Consider the following 1430-nt stretch of genomic DNA (forward strand, 5'->3'; position numbering starts at 1 on the left):
CTGATGACCCACTCGTACATCGACAACACGCCGAACGACAAGATCACCGGCGACGAGAACTGGGCCAAGATGGTGCAGGCGTTCGAGGCCGCCGGCCTGCCGGTCGGCACGGCCTACGCCGTCCGCGGCTACCTGAACGCCTTGGTGCTCGGCACCGCGCTCGAACACTGCGGTGGGTGCACGGGCGAGAAGCTGCGCGAAGCCCTCGTGGGCGCGACGGTCCCGGCCAACGGCATCACTCCGGGCGATCTCAGCTTCACCGCAGACAGCCATCAGGGCGTGAAGGGTGTGCCGATCTATCGACGCAACAACGGCGTTGAACTGGTCGGGGACTTCAAGACCGGCACCGGGCTCACCGGCTAGGCCAGGTTCGGCACTGGGCGGCGGGCCGTGAGAGGTACGGTCGCTGCGTGCCCGTCGCCTCCCGGGGCCGGTAACGGCACCACCAAGGTTGACAAACTCGGACATGACGGCGTCATTGTGCGCTTGCCGGCCGCGACCGTCCCGCTGGAGCGAACGGCCGGGCTTGCCTCAGGCGTTCGTCGTCGTGGCCGACGTGCCCGGCTCGCATCGGCGGGCCGAGGCGTAGCAGACGGTTGAGTCCGGCCTGCGGGTCGATGGAGTCGGGACCCGGCGCCATCGCTTGACGGAGCGGATCTGCTGCAGGCGACTGACCGTCGTCACTTGCTGGCTGAGCTGGTGAAAGACCGGTCTCGGCAGATTCTTCAACGCATCTGTTGACAGTTCTCTCGAGGTGCTCGTAACCTCATCGAAACGCAGCGCAGGGTGGCGCCGGTGGGCGTTCTCCTCGCTGGAAACAGGAGGGCATCGATGCGCAGGACCGTTCTCACAACGGCCGGTATAGGCGTGCTGATGGTCGGAGTCGTCGCGTGTGGAGGCGGTGACGCGGCGGGCGGAAACTCCTCCGAGCCCATCGTCATCGCGTACAACGGCGATCTGTCCGGCGGCTTCTCCATTACCGGCCAAGGTGCGCTCAAGGGGATGAAGGCGTACTTCGACGCGGCGAACGCCGCGGGTGGCGTCGCCGGCCGACAGGTCAAACTCGTGACCGCCGACGATGCCGCGGACGTCAACCGCGCGCTGAGTAACGTGCAGCAGCTGCTCAACCAGGACAAGCCGGTGGTCTTGACCGGCATCACGGTCAGCAGCATCTGCCAGGCGCTCGGCGACACCGTGGCCGAGGCCAAGGTGCCGCTGTTCTGCACGGCCACCGCGCCGTCCCAGATCTCGCCGCCCACCCCGAACCCGTGGGCGTTCCAGCCCCAGTCGGGCCCCAACTTCCAGGTCGCCCCGACCCTCGCGCTGATCAAGGATCTGGTGCCGAAGCCGGCTCCGAGGGTGGCGTACATCCATTTCGACTCGGCGGCGCAGCACGGGTTCGGTGATGGTCTGACGAAGGCGGTGCAGCA

2 protein-coding genes are annotated in these 1430 nt (G+C 67.3%); both read left to right on the forward strand.

Going from position 1 to position 1430, the window contains the following annotated elements; genetic code table 11:
• The coding region (locus IEZ31_RS55695) for an ABC transporter substrate-binding protein (RefSeq protein WP_190258279.1) at positions 1-363 on the forward strand (363 nt) is incomplete at its 5' end.
• 468 nt (positions 364-831) lie between these two features.
• On the forward strand, positions 832-1430 hold a 599-nt coding region (locus IEZ31_RS55700; RefSeq protein WP_190258280.1), incomplete at its 3' end, for an ABC transporter substrate-binding protein.

The sequence above is a fragment of the Dactylosporangium sucinum genome, assembly GCF_014647515.1.
Taxonomy (GTDB): domain Bacteria; phylum Actinomycetota; class Actinomycetes; order Mycobacteriales; family Micromonosporaceae; genus Dactylosporangium; species Dactylosporangium sucinum.